General features: G+C 72.1%; 17 protein-coding genes. 9 read left to right on the top strand and 8 right to left on the bottom strand.

Annotation, left to right across the window (positions count from 1 at the left end):
• Positions 1 to 266 precede the first annotated feature (266 nt).
• From ACZ619_RS16730 to ACZ619_RS16740, 3 genes are all read left to right on the top strand, one after another.
• On the top strand, positions 267 to 1640 hold the full coding sequence (locus ACZ619_RS16730; RefSeq protein ID WP_469599242.1) for a S1C family serine protease: 1374 nt from the start codon (positions 267 to 269) through the stop codon (positions 1638 to 1640).
• Between the two features lie 201 nt (positions 1641 to 1841).
• A complete protein-coding gene (locus ACZ619_RS16735) occupies positions 1842 to 2294 on the top strand; it encodes a sec-independent translocase (protein ID WP_469599244.1) in 453 nt (150 codons plus the stop codon).
• A 254-nt stretch (positions 2295 to 2548) separates the two neighbouring features.
• Positions 2549 to 3220, top strand: coding sequence for a hypothetical protein (locus ACZ619_RS16740; protein ID WP_469599246.1), 672 nt, complete (start codon positions 2549 to 2551; stop codon positions 3218 to 3220).
• Between the two features lie 123 nt (positions 3221 to 3343).
• Here the strand turns inward: ACZ619_RS16740 and ACZ619_RS16745 are convergent, their stop codons facing one another.
• The 3 genes from ACZ619_RS16745 to ACZ619_RS16755 are packed head-to-tail and all read right to left on the bottom strand — an operon-like array spanning position 3344 to position 6399.
• A complete protein-coding gene (locus ACZ619_RS16745) occupies positions 3344 to 4477 on the bottom strand; it encodes an Mrp/NBP35 family ATP-binding protein (protein ID WP_469599248.1) in 1134 nt (377 codons plus the stop codon).
• A 43-nt stretch (positions 4478 to 4520) separates the two neighbouring features.
• Entirely contained in the window at positions 4521 to 5108 is a 588-nt protein-coding gene (locus ACZ619_RS16750; protein ID WP_469599250.1) for a DUF1003 domain-containing protein, read from the bottom strand.
• On the bottom strand, positions 5098 to 6399 hold the full coding sequence (locus tag ACZ619_RS16755) for a magnesium transporter MgtE N-terminal domain-containing protein (protein ID WP_469599252.1): 1302 nt from the start codon (positions 6397 to 6399) through the stop codon (positions 5098 to 5100). The genes ACZ619_RS16750 and ACZ619_RS16755 overlap by 11 nt, the downstream gene beginning before the upstream one ends.
• A gap of 199 nt (positions 6400 to 6598) precedes the next feature.
• Here ACZ619_RS16755 and ACZ619_RS16760 point away from each other — a divergent pair, with 199 nt between their 5' ends.
• Complete coding sequence (locus ACZ619_RS16760) at positions 6599 to 7324, top strand: hypothetical protein (RefSeq protein WP_469599254.1); 726 nt, start codon at positions 6599 to 6601, stop codon at positions 7322 to 7324.
• A 207-nt stretch (positions 7325 to 7531) separates the two neighbouring features.
• On the opposite strand, the gene ACZ619_RS16765 is transcribed toward ACZ619_RS16760, so the two are convergent.
• Both ACZ619_RS16765 and ACZ619_RS16770 read right to left on the bottom strand, forming a co-directional pair.
• The gene (locus ACZ619_RS16765) at positions 7532 to 8044 is read right to left on the bottom strand and encodes a hypothetical protein (protein WP_469599256.1); all 513 of its coding nucleotides are present in this window, start codon (positions 8042 to 8044) and stop codon (positions 7532 to 7534) included.
• Between the two features lie 23 nt (positions 8045 to 8067).
• On the bottom strand, positions 8068 to 9198 hold the full coding sequence (locus ACZ619_RS16770; protein WP_469599258.1) for a magnesium and cobalt transport protein CorA: 1131 nt from the start codon (positions 9196 to 9198) through the stop codon (positions 8068 to 8070).
• A 483-nt stretch (positions 9199 to 9681) separates the two neighbouring features.
• On the opposite strand from ACZ619_RS16770, the gene ACZ619_RS16775 reads away from it, so the two are divergent.
• Positions 9682 to 10278 carry a suppressor of fused domain protein gene (locus tag ACZ619_RS16775; RefSeq protein WP_469599260.1) on the top strand — a complete coding sequence of 199 codons (597 nt, stop codon included), beginning with the start codon at positions 9682 to 9684 and terminating at the stop codon, positions 10276 to 10278.
• A gap of 54 nt (positions 10279 to 10332) precedes the next feature.
• On the opposite strand, the gene ACZ619_RS16780 is transcribed toward ACZ619_RS16775, so the two are convergent.
• On the bottom strand, positions 10333 to 11559 hold the full coding sequence (locus ACZ619_RS16780; protein WP_469599262.1) for an MFS transporter: 1227 nt from the start codon (positions 11557 to 11559) through the stop codon (positions 10333 to 10335).
• Positions 11560 to 11716: 157 nt separating this feature from the next.
• Here ACZ619_RS16780 and ACZ619_RS16785 point away from each other — a divergent pair, with 157 nt between their 5' ends.
• The 3 genes from ACZ619_RS16785 to ACZ619_RS16795 all read left to right on the top strand — a co-directional run bounded on the left by ACZ619_RS16785 (position 11717) and on the right by ACZ619_RS16795 (position 14081).
• Positions 11717 to 12358: a DUF6758 family protein gene (locus tag ACZ619_RS16785; RefSeq protein ID WP_469599263.1), complete on the top strand. Its 642-nt coding sequence runs from the start codon at positions 11717 to 11719 to the stop codon at positions 12356 to 12358.
• A gap of 203 nt (positions 12359 to 12561) precedes the next feature.
• The gene (locus ACZ619_RS16790) at positions 12562 to 13419 is read left to right on the top strand and encodes a PHP domain-containing protein (protein WP_469599264.1); all 858 of its coding nucleotides are present in this window, start codon (positions 12562 to 12564) and stop codon (positions 13417 to 13419) included.
• Between the two features lie 56 nt (positions 13420 to 13475).
• Complete coding sequence (locus ACZ619_RS16795; RefSeq protein WP_469599265.1) at positions 13476 to 14081, top strand: MarC family protein; 606 nt, start codon at positions 13476 to 13478, stop codon at positions 14079 to 14081.
• Between the two features lie 95 nt (positions 14082 to 14176).
• On the opposite strand, the gene ACZ619_RS16800 is transcribed toward ACZ619_RS16795, so the two are convergent.
• On the bottom strand, positions 14177 to 14329 hold the full coding sequence (locus tag ACZ619_RS16800) for a hypothetical protein (RefSeq protein ID WP_365706238.1): 153 nt from the start codon (positions 14327 to 14329) through the stop codon (positions 14177 to 14179).
• Positions 14330 to 14499: 170 nt separating this feature from the next.
• Here ACZ619_RS16800 and ACZ619_RS16805 point away from each other — a divergent pair, with 170 nt between their 5' ends.
• Positions 14500 to 15393, top strand: a complete 894-nt coding sequence (locus tag ACZ619_RS16805) for an NYN domain-containing protein (protein WP_469599267.1) — start codon at positions 14500 to 14502, stop codon at positions 15391 to 15393.
• 40 nt (positions 15394 to 15433) lie between these two features.
• On the opposite strand, the gene ACZ619_RS16810 is transcribed toward ACZ619_RS16805, so the two are convergent.
• Positions 15434 to 16339, bottom strand: a complete 906-nt coding sequence (locus ACZ619_RS16810) for an alpha/beta fold hydrolase (RefSeq protein WP_469599268.1) — start codon at positions 16337 to 16339, stop codon at positions 15434 to 15436.
• Positions 16340 to 16376 lie beyond the last annotated feature (37 nt).

A 16376-nucleotide genomic window follows, 5' to 3' on the forward strand; every position in this document is an offset into this window, starting at 1 on the left:
CCGACGGACATCGAGCTCGCCGCATAACCCCAGCAACACCGAACCACACCAAACCCGACAGGGGTGCCTTGACGGAAGACATAGAGGCACCCCCCCCGCTCCTCCCGCTCCTCCCGCGCGGCCCACTGACCGGCCCCCGGCCGGTCACCGCCCACCTGTCGAACGGGCCCTGCGCGCCGACCCGCGCACCTGGTTGAATCCTGTGAGCCAGCCATGCCCGCGGTATGCCCCCGGGCACGGATTCGACCGCGGCCCGTGGGGAGCACATGGACGAGGGGATACCGACGTCACCGGACCTGTCCGGAGACGCGGTGCCCGCGGCGGGGGAGCGGGCCCGGGAGGTGACACCGGCGGTGCCGCACGGCCGGGCCGGACACACCGACGACGGCTTCGAACCCGCGCGGCCGACCCCGGTCCCGGCCGAAGCCGCCCACAGCACACCCGGAACCGGAACCGGAACCGAGCGGCCCCGCGCGGCGGCCGGGCCGCGGCGGGCGCGGAGTGTGCGGTCGTTCCTCGGGGGTGCGCTGGCGCTCGCGCTGGTCTGCGGGGCGGCCGGCGGCCTCGTCGCCGCCTACCTCCAGCGCACCACGGGCGTGCAGGAGGTACGCCTGCCGCCGCCCGGCCCCCCGCCGCCGGACCGGCAGCCGGGCAGCGTCGCCCGGATCGCCGCGCGGGCCCTCCCCAGCGTCGTCACCCTCCACGTCACCGGCGGCGTGACCGGCAAGGGCACCGGCACCGGCACCGGTGTCGGCGAACAGGCCACCGGCACCGGCTTCGTGCTCGACACCAGCGGGCACATCCTCACCGGCGGCCACCTCGTCGCGCCCGCGGCGGACGGCGGCCGGATATCCGTGACCTTCAGCGGCGGGACCGACGCCAGGGCGACCGTCGTCGGCCGGGACAGCCGCTACGACCTCGCCGTCGTCCAGGTGCACGGCGTGCACGGCCTCACCCCCCTGCCGCTCGGCGACTCCGACGGGGTCCGCGTCGGCGACCCGGTCGTCGCCGTCGGCGCCCCCCTCGGCCTCCCCGGCACCGTCACCTCCGGGATCATCAGCGCCAGGGAACGGCCCGTCGTCTCCGGCGACGGGAGCGGGGACGGCAGCGACGCGTCGTACGTCGACGCGCTGCAGACGGACGCCCCGATCAACCCGGGCAACTCCGGCGGCCCCCTGCTCGACGCCCACGCCCGGGCCGTCGGGGTCAACTCCGCGATCCGGCCGGCCGGCGGCGGCACCGGGCCGGGCGACGGGCGGGAGGGGGCGGCCGGGCTCGGGTTCGCCGTCCCGATCAACCAGGCCAGGCGGGTCGCCGGGGAACTGATCAGGACCGGCAGGGCGACACACCCGGTGATCGGGATCACCCTCGACATGGACTACACCGGCGACGGCGCCCGGATCGACGCCCGGGCCGCCGACGGCGGCCCCGCGGTCACCGCGGGCGGCCCCGGCGCGCGGGCCGGCCTGCGCGCCGGGGACGTCGTCACCGCGCTCGGCGGACAGCCCGTGCACTCCGCCGAGGAGCTGATCGTCCGCACCCGCGCGCACCGCCCCGGCGACCGGCTGGGCCTCACCGTCGAGCGCGCCGGTACCCGCGAGCGGCTCACGCTGGTCCTGGGGTCCGCCGACAGGAACTGACAGAAACCTCACAGGTGGGGCCGCGTCCGTGCCTCGACTAGGCAAACAACCCGGAAAACCGGTCGTACACGCGCGGTCGGACGCCACGGGACGGTACCGGTCGGACAGGTGGGCCGGGTACCGTGGACCCGGCCCGGACCACGGAACACCCGCAACAGCGACCGGAGGGCCGAGGACCGAGGACATCGCAAGGAGCTTCAGGTGTTCAATGACATAGGACCACTCGAGCTGGTGACGATCATCGTGCTCGCCGTGCTCGTCTTCGGTCCGGACAAGCTCCCGAAGGTCATCCAGGACGTCATGCGGACCATCCGCAAGATCCGGGAGTTCTCCGAGAGCGCCAAGGCGGACATCCGCGAGGAGCTCGGCCCGGAGTTCAAGGACTTCGAGTTCGAGGACCTCAATCCCAAGACGTTCATCCGCAAGCACCTGGACGGCGACGAGCTGGGGCTGAAGGAGATCCGCAACGGCTTCGACCTGAAGAAGGAGATGGCCGAGGTCACCGACGCGGTGAACAGCCGCGAGGCCGACTCGTCCGCCTCTTCCGCGGGCGGTTCCCCGGGCGGTTCCTCCGGCGGCCGGATCGACATGACCAAGAAGCCCGAGGACCCGGGCAAGGACGACCGTCCGCCGTTCGACGCGGACGCCACCTGAGTCCCACCGCACACCGCGCACCCCGGTACACACCGGGCACAGGCCCGGCCCGAGCGGCGTACGTGACGCGTTTCATAGCGTCGGGTACGCCGCTCACGGCGTGAACCGGCCGTCCGCACGTGCCGCGCGCCGGGTGGTTTCGCTGCTGGTCCCAGCGGTGTCGATATGCTGCCGAGTTGTTGTGCGGACCGGACGAGTGCGCCCGAAGGGGGGCGGGCCGCCCCGGACCGACGAGAGCGAGGAGGCGCCGGCAGATGGAGACGACAAGTCAGGTGGGTGGACAGGTGTCGGTCGCGGAGGGCGGACAGCCGGTCCTCTCCGCCCGCCGCACGGCCGACGGCTACCTGCTGGCGCCCTTTCCCTGGTACGGCCTCGACGAGGCGTTCACGGGGCCGCGCTGGCTGATGCAGGTGGGTACGGCGGCCGACGGGGCCGTCGAGCACGGGTCGATCGGGCACGGGGACGAGCCGTCGGTGCGCAACGAGCACCTGGCCGCCGCCGCGGCCGAGTCCCGGGAGAAGTTCGCGGTGGTCGTGACCGTGGCGGCGAATCCGTCCCGGCGCAGCGCGGACGGGACGGGGCTGCTGGAGGCCACCTCGGTGTCCTCGGCGGCGTGGCTGGCCGGTGTCGGGCTGCTGTCCTTCACCTGGCCGGGCCAGATGGACCACAGCCTGCGCGACGACTGGCTGGAGCAGCAGACCGAGACGGCCTGGGCGCTGGCCGACGACCTCGACGGGTCCGAGTGGTCCACGCTCTCCCTGCCGGTGGACGGGGTGGCCACGCCGTTCCACTACCGGGAGTCGGAGTTCGGGTGGGTGCTCGCCGGGTCGACGCAGGCGGGCGTGCACCTGGGGGCGTACGGCCGGGGGATGTCGGCGTACGGGCTCGGGTTCGCGGTGATCAAGGACATCGCCGAGTACGCGTGACGCGGCGGCACAGGGGCGCCGGTGGCGCCCCTGTGCCGCAGGGCTGGCGGCCGTCCGTGGTCGCCAGCGCGCCGTGGCTTGTCGCGCCGTCCCCGCGCCCCTGGCGGGGCGCGGAAACAGCCGTCAGAACTTGTTCCGCGGGGTGATGCCCAGGGACAGGCCGGAGAGGCCGCGCTGGCGGCCGCCCAGCTTGCCGGCGATGCCCCGCAGGGCCGCGCCCGCCGGGCTGTCGGGGTCGGACAGGACGACCGGCCTGCCCTCGTCGCCGCCCTCGCGGAGGCGGACGTCGATCGGGATGTTGCCGAGGACGGGGACGGTCGCGCCGGTCGTGCGGGTGAGGCCGTCGGCGACCAGCTGGCCGCCGCCCGTGCCGAACACGTCGACCATCTCGCCGCAGTGCGGGCAGGGCAGGCCGGACATGTTCTCGACCACGCCGACGATCTTCTGGTGGGTCTGCACGGCGATGGAGCCGGCCCGCTCGGCGACCTCGGCCGCCGCCTGCTGCGGGGTCGTGACGACCAGGATCTCCGCGTTGGGGACCAGCTGGGCGACCGAGATGGCGATGTCACCGGTGCCGGGCGGGAGGTCCAGGAGCAGGACGTCCAGGTCGCCCCAGTACACGTCCGCGAGGAACTGCTGGAGGGCGCGGTGCAGCATCGGGCCGCGCCAGACGACCGGGGCGTTGCCCGGGGTGAACATGCCGATGGAGATGACCTTCACGCCGTTCGCCGACGGCGGCATGATCATGTTCTCGACCTGGGTGGGACGGCCGTCCGCACCCAGCATGCGCGGCACGGAGTGGCCGTAGATGTCGGCGTCGACGACGCCCACCTTCAGGCCGTCGGCGGCCATCGCGGCGGCGAGGTTCACCGTCACGGACGACTTGCCGACACCGCCCTTGCCGGAGGCGACCGCGTAGACCCGGGTGAGGTTGCCGGGCTTGGCGAAGGGCACCTCGCGCTCGGTCTGGCCGCCGCGCAGCGCGGTGGCCAGCTCCTTGCGCTGCTCGTCGCTCATCACGTCCAGCGTGACGGCGACACCGGTGACGCCCTCGACGCGGGAGACCGCCTCGGTGACCCGCTGGGTGATCGTCTCGCGCATCGGGCAGCCGGAGACCGTCAGGTACACGGTGACCGCGACCGCGCCGTCCTCCCCGACCGCCACCGATTTGACCATCCCCAGTTCGGTGATGGGCCGGTTGATCTCGGGGTCGTTCACCGTCGCCAGTGCCTCGCGCACCGCGTCTTCGCTAGCCATACAGACGATGGTACGGCGAGGCACGTGGCCCCTATAACGCCCCTCAACGGTCGTCTACGTCACGCCCCGCCGACCGTTCTGCCGGGAATACGACCTGTCCGTTCCGCTGCTCCTCCATCTCCTTCAGCAGGTCCTGCAGCTCGTTGCGGATCCAGTCCCGGGTCGCCACCTCGCCCAGGCCCATGCGCAGGGCGGCGATCTCCCGGGTGAGGTACTCGGTGTCCGCGATGGAGCGCTCGTTCTGCTTGCGGTCCTGTTCGAGGTTGACCCGGTCCCGGTCGTCCTGCCTGTTCTGCGCGAGCAGGATCAGCGGGGCCGCGTAGGAGGCCTGGAGGGACAGCGCCAGGGTCAGGAAGATGAACGGGTACTCGTCGAAGCGGAATCTGCCGGGCACCGCGATGTTCCACAGCACCCAGAGGATGATCACGAAGGTCATCCAGACGATGAACCGTCCGGTGCCCAGGAACCGCGCGATGCGCTCGGACAGCCGTCCGAAGGCCTCCGGGTCCCACTCGGGCACGATCCGGCGCCGCGGCGGGCGCGGCTGGTCCAGCCGGGTGCTCCGGGCGCGGGTGGCCGCGGTCGCGCCCGACGGCGTCCGCTCCCGGCCGCCCTCGCGTTCAGCCGCCATGGCTCCCCGCCTCCTTCTGCGCCGTGGGCTCCTCCTCGTCCAGGTGGAACTCGGTCTCCCGCCAGTCCTCCGGCAGCATGTGGTCCAGTACGTCGTCCACGGTCACCGCGCCGAGCAGCGACCCCGCCTCGTCCACCACGGGCGCCGCGACCATGTCGTACGTGGCGAAGAACCCGGCGATGACCGGGAGCGTGGCGTCCGGGGCGAGCGGTTGCAGGTCGTCGTCGACGAGCGAGCTCACCAGGGTGTACGGCGGGTCGCGCAGCAGCCGCTGGAAGTGGACGGTGCCCAGGTACTTGCCGGTGGGCGTCTCGTCGGGCGGACGGCAGACGTAGACCTGGGCGGCGAGGGCCGGGGACAGGTCGGGGTTGCGGACCCGGGCGAGGGCGTCGGCGACGGTGGCGTCGGGACGCAGCACGATCGGCTCGGTGGTCATCAGCCCGCCCGCCGTGTGCTCCTCGTACGACATCAGGCGCCGCATCTCCGCCGCGTCGGCCGGCTGCATCAGGCTCAGCAGCCGTTCCTTGTCCTCCTCGGGGAGCTCGCCCAGCAGGTCGGCCGCGTCGTCCGGGTCCATGGCCTCCAGGACGTCCGCCGCCCGCTCCTCCTTGAGCTTGCCGAGGATCTCGATCTGGTCGTCCTCGGGCAGCTCCTCCAGGACGTCGGCGAGGCGGTCGTCGTCCAGGGCCGCGGCCACCTCCGCGCGGCGCTTGGGGGAGAGGTGGTGCAGCACGTTGGCGAGGTCGGCGGGGCGCAGCTGCTCGAAGGTGGCGAGCAGGCTCTCGGCGCCCTGGCCGTGCTCCTCCAGCGAGAAGCCGGTGACCTGCGACCACTCCACGGTGAGCGTCTCGCCCCTGGCCCGCCGGAAGGTGCCGGTGCGGCCCTTGCGGACGAAGACCCGGTCGACCTCCCAGTCCCGGCGGGCCGGCAGCTGCTGTACGGCCAGGTCGAGGACGGTGACCTCCTCGCCGGACTCGACCAGCTTGACCCGGCGGTCCAGGAGTTCGCCGAAGACCAGGCGTTCGGTGGGGCGTTGCTCGAAGCGGCGGACGTTGAGCACGCCGGTGGTGATGACCTGGCCGGACTCGATGCTCGTCACCCGGGTCATGGGCAGGAAGATACGGCGCCGGGTGGACAGTTCGACGACCAGGCCGAGCAGCCGCGGGGGGCGGCGGCCGACGCGCAGCATGACGACGAGGTCCCTGACGCGGCCCACCTGGTCGCCGTTGGGATCGAAGACGGCGACACCGGCGAGGTGCGAGACGAAGATCCGGGGAGCGCCGCCTGCCATGGTTCCGCTTCCTTTGCCTGCGAACGTGCCACTTGATGGGTTTCCTGCCGCTTGTGCCCGCTCGGTGGGCTTCAGGCTAGCCCGTACCGATCGGATACGCCCTGGTGGGCGGTCCGGACGGACTGGCTCCGCCGGGCGGCCGGGGCACCGGTACGCTGCGGTCCGTCGTACCGGACCCGTCAGAAAGGTGGCCCTGTCTGTGACCGCGATCGCTCCGGGCCGTACTTCCCGCGCCGCGCTGGTGACCGCGATGTGCGCACTCGCCTTCCTCACGGCGTGCAGCGAGGATCCGGACGCGGGCACGAACGGGGTGGGCAAGCTGTCGGCCGACGTGATCCAGTCGAAGACACGGGCGGCGGCCTCGTCGGTGGCGGCGGTGCGGATGGAGGGGACGGTGGTCACCAGCGGGCGCACGTACGAGCTGGACATGCGCCTCAACGACGACGGCGGCACCGGGTCGGTCACGTCCAAGGGGTCGACCTTCCAGCTGCTGCGGGTCGGCGCCACGCTGTACCTCCAGGCCGACGCGGGCTTCTGGAACCACGCCGACGGCAGCGACACGACGGCCGCGACCACGCTCGACGGCAAGTACGTCAAGGTGCCCAGGACGGACCCCGCGTACAAGAAGTTCAGCGGCTTCACGGACAAGGACGTCCTCCTCTCGGGCCTGCTGACCCTGCACGGTTCCCTCTCGACGGACGGCCACCACGAGCAGTCGGGCACCCGCACGATCCGCATCACCGGCGACGACGGCAGCGGCGGCACGCTCGACGTCTCCCTCGAAGGCAAGCCGTACCCCCTCCGCCTCGAACGCGGCGGCGGCGCGGGCACCCTCACCTTCTCCGACTGGGGTAAGGACTTCAGCGTCGCCGAGCCGGAGAAGGGTGAGACGGTGGACTACGGCAAGCAGCTCCCCACGTCGTAGGCACGGCGGGAACGGGGCCCGGCGGCGTCCTCTCGGGCCCGGGCACCCGCGGGGCCGCAGCCCGGCGGCCCGGTCCCGGCGCGCAACACCCCCGGCCCCGCCGCGACGGCGCCCGGCCGCGAGGCTGCCGTCCGGCGGTGCCTCACCCGGTCGGTGCCGATGCTCCGGAGCCCGCCGCGGCGGTGGCCGACCCTCGTCGGGCCGTGGTCACTTGTTCTTTCTGCGCCTGGTGAGCAGGCGGGGCAGGGCGGCCGGGGCCGGGCGCCGGGTCGTCGCCGGGGAGGGGAGCGGGGCCGCCGCCAGGTTCTCCGCGGGCAGCGGCGAGGTCGCCCCCGTCGGTGTCAGGCGCAGCACCCTGCACTCGCGGGCCCAGCGGGCGGTCATCGACTCGCCGTCGGGGGCGTTGAGGCGTTTGCCCTTGAGCTCGGCCACCGCCGCGTCCCATTCCGGGGTGCCGGCGGCCAGCTCGGTGACCGTCGCCGCCCAGGTGACCAGCCGGCCGCCCTTGTCCTTGCTGCGGACGGTCACCTCCGCGGACCCCCCGTCGGCCAGCCCGCCCAACGGCTGCTCGGCCCCGTCGCCGACCAGGCACACGCCCCCGTCGGCCCACGCGTGCCACACCGCCCGCGCGGCCGGCGCCCCCGCGCCCCGGACCCAGATGAGACCGGACTTCTTCGTGGCCTCCTCGACGAGGGCCTGGCCGAGCAGCTCGCTTGTCATGGCGCCCACCCTAACCGCGCCGCTCACAGCCAGCCGTTGCGCTTCAGCGTCCGGTGGATCCCGAGGCAGATCACCATCGTGACGCCCATGATCACCGGGTAGCCGTACCGCCAGTGCGTCTCGGGCATGTACTTGAAGTTCATGCCGTACACACCGCACACCATCGTCGGCACGGCGATGATCGCGGCCCAGGACGTGATCTTCCGCATGTCCTCGTTCTGCGCCACGGACGCCTGCGCGAGGTTGGCCTGGAGGATGGAGTTGAGGAGCTCGTCGAAGCCGACGACCTGCTCCTGGACGCGGGCGAGGTGGTCGGCGACGTCCCGGAAGTACTTCTGGATGTCGGGGTCGACCAGCCGCATCGGCCGCTCGCTCAGCAGCTGCATCGGACGCAGCAGGGGCGAGACCGCGCGCTTGAACTCCAGCACCTCGCGCTTGAGCTGGTAGATGCGCGCGGAGTCGACACCACGGGACACCCCGCCCTTGCGTCCGGGCGAGAAGACCTCGGTCTCCACCTCGTCGATGTCGTCCTGCACCGCGTCGGCGACCGCGATGTAGCCGTCGACGACGTGGTCGGCGATGGCGTGCAGCACGGCCGAGGGGCCCTTGGCGAGCAGCTCGGGGTCGTCCTGGAGCCGGTGCCGCAGCGCCCGCAGCGAGCCCTGGCCGCCGTGCCGGACGGTGATGAAGAAGTCCCGGCCGGTGAAGCACATGACCTCGCCGGTCTCCACGACCTCGCTGTTGGCGGTGAGCCGGTCGTGCTCGACGTAGTGGATGGTCTTGAAGACGGTGAACAGCGAGTCGTCGTAGCGCTCCAGCTTCGGCCGCTGGTGGGCCTGGACCGCGTCCTCCACGGCCAGCGGGTGCAGCCCGAACTCGCTCGCGATACCGGCGAATTCGGCCTCGGTCGGCTCGTGCAGGCCGATCCAGACGAACCCGCCGTCACGGCGCACCAGCCGCATCGCCTCGTGCGGGGTCAGCGGCTTCGCCGTCTCCACGCGGGCGCCGTCGCGGTAGACCGCGCAGTCGACGACGGCCGAGGGCGTGCCGGGGTCGCGGGTGGTGTCGTACGCGCCGGTGTCCGGACGCAGGCTCTTGCGCAGGGACGGTCGGGTCGGGCGGACCACGGCACGGAGGTCGCGGATCATCGACATGGGCAGGCTCCTTCGCGACAGGCAACGAAAGATCGCCGGGAACGGGTGGAACTACCCGGAATGAGGACGTCCTGACTGCGGATGTTTGGCACGTCCACAAAGCGGGGAGCACCGCACCATTGCGGTGGCGTCTTCGCTGCTGATTCGGATCAGACGAACGGATCCAGGCCGATCGGAGGAGATCGGCCAGAGGGATCAGGCAAGCGGAAACGAAGTGCTCTTCCGAACGACAACGCGCACGAAAAGGCGGCAGCCAGCCAGAGAAGAAATCAGAGGCCGGAAGAGCGAGTGGTACTGCACGGGTGACTTCGATCCATGACAGCCCCACCTCCTCCAGCCGGTCCCTCGTAAGGGAGTGCCTACGGCGTCGGGGACTTCCGCGACGCACTGCGCGCTGCCCCGAACCGCCGCGGCCAGAGTAGCAGCAGCCCTTGGTGTCAAGGCGCCGCTTTGCCCTGTACTGACGAGTTCTATGCTCACGACATGGCTGATGTTCTTCCTCTGGTCGAGGCCCGGTTGACCACCGCGCTGGGCGAACCGGACGCGCGCGCGGCGGTCACCTTCCTCGGTACGGACCGCGTCGAGGTGCTCCGTTTCCAGGAGGACCTGCGGGGCGAGAAGGTCGCCCGCTACGCCACGCTCGGCATGTCCGCGCACCCCATGACCGACCCGACGGCGATGGTCGCGGACCCCGTCGCGGGTCCGCGCGCGGAGTTGGTGCTGTCGGTCCGGGCCGGTCTCGCCGAGACCGACAAGGTGCTCCGCGCGCTCGCCGTCCTCGCCGCGTCTCCGCAGGTCGAGGGGTTGGTCGTGGCGCCCGGCGCGTCCCTGGACACCGGTGAGCCGCTGTGGCCCGGCGCCCCCTTCACCTCGGTCCTGGTCGGCGAGCCCGGCGGTCTCGTGGAGGATCTGGAGCTGGACGCCCCGCTCGACCCCGTACGGTTCCTGCCGCTGCTGCCGATGACGCCGAACGAGGCCGCCTGGAAGCGTGTGCACGGCGCCCAGGCGCTCCAGGAGCGGTGGCTCGCGAACGGGACGGACCTCCGGGATCCGCTCCGGAGGTCCGTCCCGCTGGACTGACCCGTCCGCCGGCCACGAGGGTGAGCAAGCTCACCAAAGGCCGCTCGGGCGATGTCAGTTGGCGAAGACCGTGACGCCGTCCTCGGTGGCGTGCACCGGCTCCAGCTCCTCCGCGTCGTGGGTGAGGGCCTTGCGCCGGACGAGGACCACCGCCGCACCCAGCAGGGCGGTGACCGCCGCGACCGCGAACGGGACGTGGATGTCGGTCCACTCCTCGATCTTCGGCGCGAAGTAGGGGGCGGCCGCCGCGGCGAACCAGCGGACGAAGTTGTAGCCCGCGCTCGCCACCGGGCGCGGCGCGTCCGACACGCCGAGCGCCAGCTCGGTGTAGACGGTGTTGTTCACGCCGATGAACGCGCCGGACAGGATCGTGCAGACGACCGCGGCGGTGTGGCCGCCGTAGCCGAGGACGAGGACGTCGGCGGCGAGCAGCACGAGCGAGCCGCCGAGCACCTTCAGGGAGCCGAACCGCCGCTGCATGCGCGGGGCCACGAGCACCGAGAAGACCGCGAGCAGCACACCCCAGGCGAAGAAGACCGCGCCCGAGCGGTACGGGGTCATGTCCAGCACGAACGGGGTGAAGGCCAGCACGGTGAAGAACGTGTAGTTGTAGAAGAAGGCCGACGCGGCCACCGAGGCGAGGCCGCCGTGGCCCAGGGCCCTGAGCGGGTCGAGGACCGAGGTCCTGCGGGCGGGCTTCGGCTGTTCCTTCAGGAACGCGGTGATGCACAGGAAGCCGACCGCCATCAGGGTCGCGGTGCCGAAGAACGGGTAGCGCCAGCTCATGTTGCCGAGCACGGCGCCGAGCAGCGGGCCGCAGGCCATGCCGAGGCCGAGCGCGGACTCGTAGAGCAGGATCGCGGCGGCGCTGCCGCCGGCCGAGGCGCCGACGATGACCGCGAGGGCGGTCGAGACGAACAGCGCGTTGCCGAGGCCCCAGCCGGCCCGGAAGCCGACCAGCTGGCCGACGGTGCCGGAGGTGCCGGCGAGTCCCGCGAAGACCACCACGAAGGCGAGGCCCAGCAGCAGCGTCCTGCGGCCGCCGATCCGGCTGGAGACGAAGCCGGTGAGCAGCATCGCCACGGCGGTGATCAGGAAGTACGAGGTGAAGAGCAGGGAGACCTGGCCGGTGGTGGCGTCCAGGCCCTTGGCTATGGAGGGCAGGATCGGGTCGACGAGGCCGATGCCCATGAAGGCGACGACGGACGCGCCGGCCGTCGCCCACACTGCCTTCGGCTGTCGCAGGATGCCGCCCGCTCCGGCGTCGAATGGGTCGTCCATGCGCTTCCTCCTCGAACAGATTTAGTTGGCGTATACACATAGTAAGTTAGCTCAGCTAATTAATGCAAGCTACATCTAGTTCCTCCTGGTGAACGGGTCCCTCCGGACGGGTGATCGTCCTTGACGTGGGGGATCGCGGGTAGGACCGTGGGTCCCTATGAGGGGCGAACCCAGTTGCCCGAAGTGCGGTGGCCGGGTCAGGGCTCCCGGACTCTTCGCCGATACCTGGCAGTGCGATGTGCACGGGACCGTGCATCCGGTACAGCCCGTGATCCCGCCCAGCGTCGAGGCCCTCGGTGTCGTGGTGCACCGCACCCAGGTGCCGGTGTGGATGCCCTGGCCGCTGCCGGTGGGCTGGCTGTTCACGGGCGTGGCCGCGGCGGGCGACGACCGCAGCGGCGGCCGCGCGACCGCCGTCGCGTGCTCGGGGCCCGCGCCGCTCGGCGGCATAGGGGAGATGATCCTGGTCGCCGAGGAGCTGGGCGTCGGACTCGGCGCGCGGTACGCGGGCATCGACGGACCGGACCCGGGACCCGGGATGGACGTGGAGAAGCCGCCGCAGGCCAAGGTGCTGGCCGCCGGCCGGCCGACCCCGCTGTGGCATGTGTCCGGGGCGCCGGACGACCGGGCCGTCTTCGCGGGCGAGGCGCGCGGGCTGTGGCTGTGGGCGGTGGTGTGGCCCGAGCAGACCGGACTGCTGATGTACGACGAGCTGGTGCTGACGGACCTGCGGGACGCGGGGGCCGAGCTGGACCTGGTGCCCTGCGGGGCGCTGTCGCCGCGCCTGCTCGAACCCTAGGGCCGGGCGTCCGGCCGGGCGCGGGCGCTGCGCGTCGGCCGGCGGGTGCTGTGCGTCGGCCGGCGGGTGCTGTGCGTCGGCCGGCGGGTGCTGTGCGTCGGCTGTACGGGGCGCACCCCGCTCCCGGGTGTGACAGGGCATCCTGCGGCGGCCGTTATCCTTGACGCGTCCCCTTCCGTCCCGTCCCGCCTGGAGCCCGCACCGTGCGCATCGACCTGCACTGCCACTCCACGGCCTCCGACGGTACGGACACGCCGGCCGAGCTGGTGCGCAACGCCGCCGCGGCCGGGCTGGACGTGGTCGCGCTGACCGACCACGACACCACCCGCGGGTACGCCGAGGCCGTCGCCGCGCTCCCCGAGGGGCTCACCCTGGTCACCGGGGCCGAGCTGTCCTGCCGGATCGACGGCGTCTCCATGCACATGCTGGCCTACCTCTTCGACCCCGAGGAGCCCGATCTGCTCGCCGAGCGCGAGCTGGTCCGGGACGACCGGGTGCCGCGCGCCCGCGGCATGGTCGCCAAGCTGAACGGGCTGGGCGTGCCGGTCACCTGGGAGCAGGTCGCGCGGATCGCCGGCGACGGTTCCGTGGGGCGGCCGCACGTCGCCTCCGCGCTCGTCGAGCTCGGTGTCGTGCCGACCGTGAGCGACGCCTTCACCGAGGAGTGGCTGGCCGACGGCGGCCGGGCCTTCGTGGAGAAGCACGAGACCGACCCCTTCGAGGCGATCCGGCTGGTCAAGGGCGCCGGCGGGGTGTGCGTGTTCGCGCACCCGGGAGCCGCCAAGCGCGGACGTACGGTGCCCGAGCCGGCGATCGCGAAGATGGCCGCGGCCGGTCTCGACGGCATCGAGGTCGACCACATGGACCACGACGAGGACACCCGGGTACGCCTGCGCGGGCTCGCCGCGGACCTGGGGCTGCTGGTCACCGGCTCCTCGGACTACCACGGCAGCCGCAAGACGGTGACGCTCGGCGAGTACACGACCGACCCCGAGGTGTACGGCGAGATCACGCGCCGCGCGACGGGCGCCTTCCCCGTCCCGGGGACCGGCGGGGCCTGAGGTCCGCCCTCGCCCTTCCCGTCCGTCCTTCCTCCCGCAAGGCCCGTAGTCCCGTCATGTTCGACCTCGCCGTGTTCGGCTCCCTCTTCCTGACCCTCTTCGTCATCATGGATCCCCCCGGGATCACCCCGATCTTCCTCGCCCTCACCGCCGGACGCCCCGGCAAGGTGCAGAAGCGGATGGCCTTCCAGGCCGTGTGCGTGGCGGGCGGTGTCATCACCGTCTTCGGACTGCTCGGCCACCAGATCCTCGACTACCTGCACGTCTCCGTGCCCGCGCTGATGATCGCGGGCGGGCTGCTGCTCCTGCTGATCGCCCTCGACCTGCTCACCGGCAAGACCGACGAGCCGAAGCAGACCAAGGACGTCAACGTGGCGCTGGTGCCGCTGGGCATGCCGCTGCTGGCCGGGCCCGGTGCGATCGTCTCGGTCATCCTCGCCGTGCAGAAGGCGGGCGGTGTCGCCTCGCAGGTGTCCGTGTGGGCCGCGATCCTCGCCATCCACGTCGTGCTGTGGCTGGTGATGCGGTACTCGCTGCTGATCATCCGGGTCATCAAGGACGGCGGCGTGGTCCTGGTGACCCGGCTCGCCGGCATGATGCTCTCCGCGATCGCGGTGCAGCAGATCATCAACGGCGTCACCCAGGTGGTCAGGGGCGCGTAGCCGCGCCGGGCAAACGCGGAGCCCCCGTACGGCATCGATGCCGTACGGGGGCTCCGAAGACTCAGCGGTGTTCCGCGTCGGTCAGGCTCGTCTCGTTACGAGGCCTGGGTCTCGGCCGGTCGGATCCACAGGCGCTGCCCCACGGCGGCGGCCTGCTGCACGATCCTGTTGACGGAGGCGGCGTCCACGACGGTGCTGTCCACGGTCGTGCCGTCGACCTCGTCGAGTCGCATGATTTCGAAGCGCATGGCCTCTCCCTTCGTCTCGTGTTCCGTTCTAGTCAACGACTTGCGTGTTACAAACATTCCCTACGCTAAAGAAATTTTTCGAACGTCTAATTACCGACCGGTACAGTACGTCAGGGAGACTGACCGGGACCGGTTGTGTTCGCAGCGTGACCGCCGGGACAATGGAGGCGATGAACGACGACCACGCCGGCCTCCAGGCCCGAATCGACCGCACGAACGAGCTGCTCACCCGCATGCTCGCCGAAGTGGCCAAGACACCCTCGACACATGCGATCTTCGTCGACGCGGGCTACCTCTACGCGGCCACGGGCCGGCTCGCCGCCGGGACGGAGGACCGCCGCGCCTTCGACCTCGACGCCGAGGGGCTGATCGAGGCGCTCATCGACAAGGCCCGCCAGATCTTCGCGGACAGCAGGCTGCTGCGCGTCTACTGGTACGACGGCGCCCGCCGCCGCATCCACACCGCCGAGCAGCAGGCCATCGCCGAACTGCCCGACGTCAAGGTCCGCCTCGGCAACCTCAACGCCAACAACCAGCAGAAGGGCGTCGACTCCCTGATCCGCACCGACCTGGAGTCACTCGCCCGGCACCGCGCCATCAGCGACGCGGCCCTGCTCGGCGGCGACGAGGACCTGGTCTCCGCGGTCGAGGCCGCCCAGGGCTACGGCGCCCGAGTCCACCTCTGGGGCATCGAGGCCCCCGAGGGCCGCAACCAGGCCGAGCCGCTGCTCTGGGAGGTCGACAGCCAGCGCACCCTCGACCTCGACTTCTTCAAGCCGTACGTCTCCCGGCGCGCCGCCCCCGGCTACGACGCCGGCACCACCCGTCCGACCCGCGAGGACGTCCGCTTCGTGGGTGCGCAGATCGCCGCGAAATGGCTGTCCGCGCGGGGCCGCGAGGCGCTCGTCGAGCTGCTGCCCGGCCATCCCTACCTGCCCGGCCCGGTCGACCAGGACCTCCTCGTCGAGGCCGAGGGCATGCTCCAGTACTCCCTGCGCGGCCAGGCCGACCTGCGCCGTGCCCTGCGCGACGGCTTCTGGGAGCACCTCCAGACGCAGTACTAGCCGGCGCCGTACGGCTCGCGTCGTGCCGGTCCGTGTCGTACTAGCTCGCGTCGTGCCGGTCCGCGTCCGTGGTGCCGTCCCAGAAGTCCGCGATCGCCGCGGCGGTCGGGGCCGGGCGGTCCGTGTTGGGCGAGTGGTCCGCCCCCTCGACGACGGTCCGGCGCGCCCCGAGCCGCAGCGCCATGTCGTCCAGCAGCGGCACCGGCCAGGTGTCGTCCCGCGCGCCCGACAGCACATGGAACGGCAGCGCCACGGCGGACAGTTCGGCGACGCGGTCCGGCTCGACGCACAACTGGCGCCCGGTCGCTATGAGTTGGGCGGGCTTGTTGCCCAGCCAGCGGCGCCGCAGATCCTCGCCGTCCTCCGGCTCCCCGGCCGCGAGCCCCGGCTCCACCAGTTCATCGAGCGCCTCCATGGCCTGCATGGCGTCCCAGACCTCCGCCATCGACATCACGGCGAGCGCGTCCCGCAGCAGCTTCACGCGCTGCTGCTGGGAGGACGAGATCTGCGCCGGACCCGAGGACATCAGGGTCAACGAGCGGAACGGCGCCGGGTCGAGGAGCACGGCCGCGCGCGAGATCTGACCGCCCAGGGAGTGCCCCAGCAGGTGCACGGGCCCGCCGTCACCGACCGCCGCCGCCTGCGCGAGCACATCCCGCGCCAACTCCTCCTGCGCATAAGCCGATTCGTCGTGCACCGGCCCGTCCGACTCGAACTGGCCGCGCCCGTCCACCGCGACCGTCCGGTATCCGCGCGCGCCCAGCGCCGCCTGCAGCGGGTTGAAGTCCTCCTTGCTGCCGGTGAACCCGGGCAGCAGCAGCGCGACCCCCCTGGACGCCGCCCCGGCGGCCACGGGCACGTCGACGACGGCGAACTCACCGCGCGCGGTCGCGAGCGCGTACGCGCGGGCACCGACGGGCGGAACGAAGGTACGAGGCCTGCTCATGGGGAGAGGTTATCCGGCGGGCCCGCACCGAAGGCCG

The sequence above is a fragment of the Streptomyces sp. NPDC104367 genome, assembly GCF_055583825.1.

Bases quoted from the DNA above. Each gene is read 5' to 3' on its own strand.
- ACZ619_RS16745 (WP_469599248.1), bottom strand. From the start codon at position 4,477: ATGGCTAGCGAAGACGCGGTGCGCGAGGCACTGGCGACGGTGAACGAC.
- ACZ619_RS16730 (WP_469599242.1), top strand. From the start codon at position 267: ATGGACGAGGGGATACCGACGTCACCGGACCTGTCCGGAGACGCGGTG.
- ACZ619_RS16805 (WP_469599267.1), top strand. From the start codon at position 14,500: ATGAACGACGACCACGCCGGCCTCCAGGCCCGAATCGACCGCACGAAC.
- ACZ619_RS16795 (WP_469599265.1), top strand. From the start codon at position 13,476: ATGTTCGACCTCGCCGTGTTCGGCTCCCTCTTCCTGACCCTCTTCGTC.
- ACZ619_RS16785 (WP_469599263.1), top strand. From the start codon at position 11,717: ATGAGGGGCGAACCCAGTTGCCCGAAGTGCGGTGGCCGGGTCAGGGCT.
- ACZ619_RS16750 (WP_469599250.1), bottom strand. From the start codon at position 5,108: ATGGCGGCTGAACGCGAGGGCGGCCGGGAGCGGACGCCGTCGGGCGCG.
- ACZ619_RS16765 (WP_469599256.1), bottom strand. From the start codon at position 8,044: ATGACAAGCGAGCTGCTCGGCCAGGCCCTCGTCGAGGAGGCCACGAAG.
- ACZ619_RS16810 (WP_469599268.1), bottom strand. From the start codon at position 16,339: ATGAGCAGGCCTCGTACCTTCGTTCCGCCCGTCGGTGCCCGCGCGTAC.
- ACZ619_RS16780 (WP_469599262.1), bottom strand. From the start codon at position 11,559: ATGGACGACCCATTCGACGCCGGAGCGGGCGGCATCCTGCGACAGCCG.
- ACZ619_RS16770 (WP_469599258.1), bottom strand. From the start codon at position 9,198: ATGTCGATGATCCGCGACCTCCGTGCCGTGGTCCGCCCGACCCGACCG.
- ACZ619_RS16775 (WP_469599260.1), top strand. From the start codon at position 9,682: ATGGCTGATGTTCTTCCTCTGGTCGAGGCCCGGTTGACCACCGCGCTG.
- ACZ619_RS16755 (WP_469599252.1), bottom strand. From the start codon at position 6,399: ATGGCAGGCGGCGCTCCCCGGATCTTCGTCTCGCACCTCGCCGGTGTC.
- ACZ619_RS16800 (WP_365706238.1), bottom strand. From the start codon at position 14,329: ATGCGCTTCGAAATCATGCGACTCGACGAGGTCGACGGCACGACCGTG.
- ACZ619_RS16740 (WP_469599246.1), top strand. From the start codon at position 2,549: ATGGAGACGACAAGTCAGGTGGGTGGACAGGTGTCGGTCGCGGAGGGC.